The organism is Pseudonocardia sp. SID8383 (genome assembly GCF_009864975.1).
GTDB lineage: Bacteria > Actinomycetota > Actinomycetes > Mycobacteriales > Pseudonocardiaceae > Pseudonocardia > Pseudonocardia alni.
In genome coordinates this window covers 1-6,406 of the sequence record NZ_WWFY01000452.1, presented here as the reverse complement: position 1 = coordinate 6,406, position 6,406 = coordinate 1, and the positions used below count along the sequence as shown (strand labels likewise).

7 protein-coding genes are annotated in these 6,406 nt (G+C 74.9%); 3 read left to right on the top strand and 4 right to left on the bottom strand.

All coding sequences use genetic code 11. The features are described from left to right. On the bottom strand, window positions 1-644 hold a 644-nt coding region (locus GTW08_RS11070; protein ID WP_161151857.1), incomplete at its 3' end, for a class I SAM-dependent methyltransferase. Between the two features lie 232 nt (window positions 645-876). On the opposite strand from GTW08_RS11070, the gene GTW08_RS11065 reads away from it, so the two are divergent. Next, complete coding sequence (locus GTW08_RS11065) at window positions 877-1,863, top strand: patatin-like phospholipase family protein (RefSeq protein ID WP_253067810.1); 987 nt, start codon at window positions 877-879, stop codon at window positions 1,861-1,863. A 95-nt stretch (window positions 1,864-1,958) separates the two neighbouring features. Then, window positions 1,959-2,222, top strand: a complete 264-nt coding sequence (locus tag GTW08_RS11060; protein WP_161151855.1) for a hypothetical protein — start codon at window positions 1,959-1,961, stop codon at window positions 2,220-2,222. 64 nt (window positions 2,223-2,286) lie between these two features. On the opposite strand, the gene GTW08_RS11055 is transcribed toward GTW08_RS11060, so the two are convergent. Beyond that, entirely contained in the window at window positions 2,287-2,496 is a 210-nt protein-coding gene (locus GTW08_RS11055; protein ID WP_202417011.1) for a hypothetical protein, read from the bottom strand. Window positions 2,497-2,515: 19 nt separating this feature from the next. After that, window positions 2,516-3,682 (bottom strand): GNAT family N-acetyltransferase, encoded by a 1,167-nt coding sequence (locus tag GTW08_RS11050; RefSeq protein ID WP_202417010.1) that lies wholly within the window; start codon window positions 3,680-3,682, stop codon window positions 2,516-2,518. A 91-nt stretch (window positions 3,683-3,773) separates the two neighbouring features. Here GTW08_RS11050 and GTW08_RS11045 point away from each other — a divergent pair, with 91 nt between their 5' ends. After that, on the top strand, window positions 3,774-5,411 hold the full coding sequence (locus tag GTW08_RS11045; RefSeq protein ID WP_161151853.1) for a CocE/NonD family hydrolase: 1,638 nt from the start codon (window positions 3,774-3,776) through the stop codon (window positions 5,409-5,411). 149 nt (window positions 5,412-5,560) lie between these two features. Here the strand turns inward: GTW08_RS11045 and GTW08_RS31005 are convergent, their stop codons facing one another. After that, window positions 5,561-5,926 carry a hypothetical protein gene (locus tag GTW08_RS31005; protein ID WP_073576513.1) on the bottom strand — a complete coding sequence of 122 codons (366 nt, stop codon included), beginning with the start codon at window positions 5,924-5,926 and terminating at the stop codon, window positions 5,561-5,563. Window positions 5,927-6,406 lie beyond the last annotated feature (480 nt).

Below are 6,406 nucleotides of genomic sequence, written 5' to 3'. Positions count from 1 at the left end.
GAGGCGGCCAGGCGCAGCCCCCACGGCTCCAGCTCGCGCGGGTCCTCGCAGGTCCAGTCGACCTCCAGCTCGCGCAGCGGGCCCGCGGCGAGCCGCCCGGCCGCGCCCCGGGACAGCAGGTCGGTGACGAGCTCGGCGCCCGGGAGCATCCGCGCGGCGGTGAACACGATCCGCTGCACGCCCTGCTCGGGCAGCAGCGTCAGCACCCGGTCGGAGACGACCAGGTGCGGGCCGGGCAGGTCGCGGGCCAGCTCCAGCCAGTCCTCGTCGAGCGCGGACCCGGCCACCAGGTGCGCCGGGCCCGCCAGCAGCTCGCGGCGCAGCTCGGCCACCCCGGGCAGCTCGACGTCGACCCAGTGCGCCGGGCCGTCGTCGCCGAGCCGTCCCGCGCGGTCACCCAGCCCCGGTCCCAGCTCGACGACGGTCCCGCCCGGGTGCCGTCGTGCGAATCCGCGCACCCACTCGTCGAGGACCGCGACCCGCAGCAGCGTGGAGAGCGTGTCGGCCCGCCCGGGCGCCGAGCCCAGGTCGAGGTCGTCCGCGACGACGGCGGCGGCGTGGTCCCCGACCACCGGATGGCGGCGACGGGCGTCGCGGGCCCTGGCGTGTGCCGCGGGCAGCGACGTCGCCTCGAGCGCCTGCAACCGCGGACGGCGTCGTTGCGTCACGGTGTCCTTCCCCCCTCCAGCGGGCCTCCGCGAGGGCGTCGGCGCTGGTCGCGCGAACGTACTAGTTGTGCGGCGAGGCACCCGAGCCGGGAGGCGCCGGGCGGTGGACGGTCCGCGGTCGGTGGCTCGTGAGCGGTCCCCGGACACCGGGGCGCCGCCGCCGCGGGGCCGTGGGGCCGCGGGGCCGCGGACCTCCATGATGGGGGGCGTGCCTCCCGCCCTCCTCACCTCCGCCGCGCACGGCGACACCGAGGTCCTGCGCCTGCTCGAGCGCCGCCGCGACACCGGGCGCCGCCCCGGCCGGCACGCCGACGGGGCACGGATCGCGCTGGTCGTCGGCGGGGGCGGGATGCGCGGCTCCTACGCGGCCGGGATGGTGCACGCGCTGTCCGACCTCGGGCTCGCCGCCGGCGTCGACGAGGTGTGGGGCAGCTCGGCCGGGGCGTTCGTCGGGACGGCCCTGGTCATGGGGCACGGAGCCGAGGTGTCCCGGGTGTTCGAACGGGACATGGCGTGCCGTGAGTTCATCGACCCGCGCCGGTTCGGCACCCGCCGCCCGATGGTGTCGTTGGACCACCTGTTCGACCGGATCCTCGTCGACTCCCTCCCCACCGACTGGTCACGGCTGGTGGACCCGCCGGTCCCGCTGAACGTCGTGGTCACCGGGGCGGTCGACCTGCGCCCGCGGGTGCTGACCGCGCTTCCCGACGGCGCCACGTGGAGGACCGCGATGCGGGCGACGGCCGCGATCCCGCTGCTGGCGGGCCCCCCGGTACGGGTCGGCACGGGCGAGGACGCCGAGGACTTCATCGACGGCTCGGTCGGCGACCCGCTCCCGGTCGCACGGGCCCTGCGCGACGGCGCCACGCACGTCCTGGCCCTGCTCACGCGCACCGCCGACGACCTCACCGGCATCCCGCCGGACGCCCGCACCCCGCTGTGGGCCCGCTCACTGGACCGGCTCGCACCGGGCCTGGGCCGGATGGCGCAGGACGCCGCCCGGCACGGCGAGTGCCTGCCCCTGCTCGCCGACGCCGCGCACCCGGACCGGGCCGGGGCGCACCTGCTGACGCTGAGTCCGCACTCCCCCGCCGGCGTCCACGGCCTGTCCACCGACCCCGGGCGGGTCGCCGCCGCGGCCCGGATCGGCTACGAGACGGTGCTGTCCGCGACGGCCCCGGCCGCCGCGGCCTGAGCCCCCTCCCGCCCGTGCGCCGATGACTTCGGCGCGGCCGGGCGGTCGGAGCTGGTGTGGGCACCGTGCCCCGTACCGGACCCGGGGGGTGGCCCATGCGCGACGACGCGCCGTCGCGGGTGCGGACCCGCACCGTCGTGCTCGCCCCCGGCGAGGTCCACCCGCACGTCGAGGACGAGTGGCGGGGCGCCGTCGTCGTGGTCGACGCCGGCCGGATCGAGCTCTGCTGCGCCGCGGGCGGGAGCCGGACCTTCGGTACCGGGTCGGTGCTGTGGTTCACCGGGCTGAACCTGGTCCGGGTCCGCAACCCCGGGCGGGACGAGGCGGTGTTCCGCGGCATCACCCGCGGGCCGCCCTGACCCCGGTCCCCCTCGGCCCGCCGTGTCGAGCCGGCCCCCCGCGTCGAGTGCCCGCCGCCTCGGGTCAGCCCGCCGCGTCCAGCGCCCGCTGCCAGATCCCGTTGCGCGTGGCGACGAGGCCGAGCTCGCGCGGGTCGGTCACGCACACGCCACGGGGGCGGTGGGTGTCCCACAGCTGCGCGTCGTCGAAGACGGCTCCGCAGCCGCCGAACCGGCGGCAGCAGTGCGCCCGGTCCGGTCCCACCCACTCGGTACCGCAACAGGACATCCGCATGATCCGCACGGCGGGCAGGCTACGGGGCACCCCCGACAGTTCCGGTGGGCGCCGGGATCGGGTCGGTGGCGAGCAGGTCGTACCAGACCCCGTCGTCGACGATCTCGTTCTCCGTGCCGTGCACACCGTCGGCCCGCGGGCGGCCCCACAGCCGGAACCCGGCGCGCTCGGCGACGCGGCGGCTGGCGGTGTTGTCCGCCGCGGCGCCGAGCTGCAGCCGGTGCCGGCCCATCCCGCCGTCGGCGACCGGGGTGAACGCGTGCCGCACGACCCGTCGGACCGCGGCGGACACCACGCCGCGGCCGCGGGCGTCGGGGTGGGCGCGGTAGCCGACCTCGCCACCGGTCGGGGTGTAGGCCCGGTCGGTGCCGAACACCGAGACGGTGCCGAGGTAGCGGTCGTCGTCCGGGTCGGCGATCACCCAGCCGACACCGGAGCCCAGGGAGCGTTCCAGCGGGTGGTCGCGCAGCCAGCGACGTGCGTCGTCGTCGGTGTAGGGCACCGGGAGGGTGGCGCTCCACCAGCGGGCGAGGGGGTCGTTGCCCGCCTCGACGTGCCGGGCGAGGTCGGCCCCGGCGGGCGGGCGGAGCCGGACGCTCTCGCCGTCGAGCACCGGGTGCGGCCACCACGTCGTCGCCGGGGGCCGGTCGGCGACGGGTGTGCCGGGCAGCAGCACGGCGGTCCAGGCGTCGACGAGGTCGTCGCCGGCCCGCAGCGCCCGGGTGCGGACACCCTCGAAGCGGAACCCGCAGGCGTGTGCCACGCGCCAGGACGCGACGTGCCCGGCACGGCAGTCCCAGTGCAAGGCGGCGAACCCGGCGACGTCGAAGCCCCAGTCGGCGGCCAGCCGCAGCGCACGGCTCGCGAGCCCCCGTCCGCGCGCCCACGGCGCGAGCAGGTAGCCGACCGACGGCAGCGGGTCGCGGCGCAGGTCGATCGAGCCCGCGTAGCGCGGGCGGCGGTCGCACGCGGCCTCCACCGCCCACACGTGGTGACGGCCGGTGGCCCACCGGCGACGGGCGAGGTCGATCCACTCCCGGGCCCGGCCCTCGCCGGAGGTCGGATCGAGCGAGGTCCAGCGGTGCACGACGGGATCGCGGTACACCTCGAGCATCCCGGGGACGTCGGATCCGGTGTGTGCGCGCAGGGTCACGACCCCGTCGGTGAGTACGGGAGGGACGGTCACGTCGACACCGTCACCGGCCACGCCCGGTCGGGGCAACCGGGTTCTCCTACGATCGGGCCTGTCCGCAGGGGGCGGACGAGGGGGAGGTGTCATGGCCGCGCTCACGGAGCGACTGGTCGACCGCAGGCTGGGCTTCGGTGCCGACGAGCCGTACGTGCGCGAGCGTGACCTGCGGGTCCCGCTCTCCGACGGTGTCGTCCTGCTCGCCGACCTCTACCGGGCCCCCGGCCCGCTCCGGCCGCGTCCGACGGTGCTGATGCGCACCCCCTACGGCCGCGACGGCCTCGGGTCGATCATCGGTTCGCTGCTGGCGCGCCGCGGGTTCCAGGTGCTGGTGCAGTCCACCCGGGGCACCTTCGGCTCGGGCGGGCAGTTCCGCCCGTTCCTGCACGAGAGCTCCGACGGTCTGGACACGCTCGCCTGGGTGCGCGGGCAGACCTGGTGCGACGGCCGCGTCTCGATGGTCGGCCCCAGCTACGTCGGGCACACCCAGTGGGCGATCGCCCCCTACGCCGACCCGGGTCTGTGCTCGATGAACGCCGACATCACCGCGTCGGAGTTCACCAGTACCTTCTACCCGGGCGGCGCGCCCGGCCTGCTCAACCTCGCGACCTGGGTGAACCAGATCGGCCGCCAGGAGCGCATCGGCGCGGTCACCGGCTTCCTCGCGACGCCGGTGTTCAGCCGTCGCAAGCGCCGCGCGGTGACCTCCCAGCCGCTGCAGGCCGCGGACGTCGCGCTTACCGGGGCGCCGGTGGTGTTCTGGCGGGACTTCGTCGAGCACGCCGAGCAGCCGCGCGAGTTCTGGGCGCCCGCCGAGCACGACGGTTTCGACGCCGCCGCGATGCCGCCGGTCTGCATGGTGACCGGCTGGTGGGACCTGTTCCTGGACCGTCAGCTGGTGGACTTCACCGCGCTGCAGCGCGGCGGGGCGACGGCGCGGATCACGATCGGCCCGTGGACCCACGGCGACCGCGGCTCGCTGTCGACCATCGCCCACGAGATGGTCCACTGGCTGGGCGTGCACCTGCACGACGGCGAGCACGACGAGCGCGCGCCGGTCCGGGTGTACGTGCAGCACGCCGACCGCTGGACCGACCTGCCGTGCTGGCCGCCGCCGGAGGCCCGCCCGACCGAGTGGTACCTCGACGCCGACGGCGGGCTGGGCCCGGACCGGCCGGCCGGGACACCCCCGCCGTCACGGTTCGTCTACGACCCCGCCGACCCGACGCCGACGGTCGGGGGCCCGATGCTCCAGCCGCCGTCCAAGCAGCTGGACAACCGCGGCGTGGAGGCCCGCGACGACGTGCGCGTCTGGACCGGCCCGCCGCTGGAGTCCGACCTGGACCTGCTCGGTCCGGTGTCGGCCGTGGTCTACGTGCGTACCGGGACGGGGATCGGCGACGTGTTCGTACGCCTGTGCGATGTCGGCCCCGACGGGACCTCGATGAACATCACCGACGCGATGCACCGGCTGGTGCCCGACCGCGAGGCGACCGCCCCGGACGGCACGACGGTCGTCCGGATGACGCTGAGCCCGACCGGGTACCGCGTGCGGGCCGGGCACCGGCTCCGGGTGCAGGTCGCCGGCGCGGCGTTCCCGCGCTTCGCCCGCAACCCGGGAACGGGAGAGCGGACGGCGACCGCGGTCGACGGGGAACGGATCTCCTACGAGCTCCTGCACGATTCCGAGCATCCCTCGCACGTGGTGTTGCCGCACCACCCCTGAATTCGGGGCCCACCATCCACCTTTTCCGGCTGTCCCCGGAAATGCGGAGATCCCCCGCTCCGGTCGGAAGAGCGGGGGATCTCCGGAAGTGCAGAGTCACGGATGACGGGAAGACGGTCCCGTCATCGTGCCCGGTGGTGCAGGTGCACTCAGTCCTGGATGTTGGTCTGGCTGTCGCCCTGCGAGCAGTCGCTGAAGGACGGGGCGTCCTCACCGTTGGTGGCCTGGCCACCCAGGATGCCGAGGACGCTGGCGGCGACGTCGGCGCTGTTCAGCGAGCAGCTGAGCACGTTGGCGTTGTTGAGGGCGTTGACGTCGCCGACGTTGACCAGACCGGACTGGACGCTGTTGCGGTCGTTCTCCAGGTTGTTGATCTGGTCGGCGTTGATGCGGTCGCCGCCGTGGCCGTGCCCGTGGCCCTTGTCCCAGCCGCCGTCACCCGCGAAGGCGAGCGGGGAGATGGCGAGCAGACCAGCGGTGACGCCGGCGGTCAGGATTCCAGCCTTCTTCAGCACAGTTATTTCTCCGTTGTGTACGGGGTCCGATGTCGGACCGGCGTGTTCGGCGTGGGTTCGGGAGCCCCGCCGATGCACAGAACGCTATCCGGTCCGTCCCCGATCCAACGAACTTTCTACCACTATCGGACGATGGGCATTACTGACCGCGAGGTTATTGCTCTCTTCCGGCAGCCGGGAATCGGCGTGGGCGTCGCTTCCGGACGCCGTCCGCGACGGATCGTCACCACAGTGGACCCGAACGGACGCGTACCCTTTTCTCGGAACACGCTCCGTGATGCACCATCCGCACGGCCGTGTCGCCGCGTCACCCTGTCGTAGTGACATGCGGGGTATCGCGACACCGGATCGCACCCTCCGACGGACGAATCCACCCCGGAAGAGTGGGTTGGAACCCGCTCGAGCAGCGGCGTGCCGCCGTCTGCTGTCGACGCCGATGACACGCACCGCCCGGATCGCCCGACCTGCGACGCCCCCCCC

Excerpts from the sequence above, each read along its gene's own strand:
- GTW08_RS11055 (WP_202417011.1), bottom strand. The coding sequence starts at position 2,496 with ATGCGGATGTCCTGTTGCGGTACCGAGTGGGTGGGACCGGACCGGGCG.
- GTW08_RS11060 (WP_161151855.1), top strand. The coding sequence starts at position 1,959 with ATGCGCGACGACGCGCCGTCGCGGGTGCGGACCCGCACCGTCGTGCTC.
- GTW08_RS11045 (WP_161151853.1), top strand. The coding sequence starts at position 3,774 with ATGGCCGCGCTCACGGAGCGACTGGTCGACCGCAGGCTGGGCTTCGGT.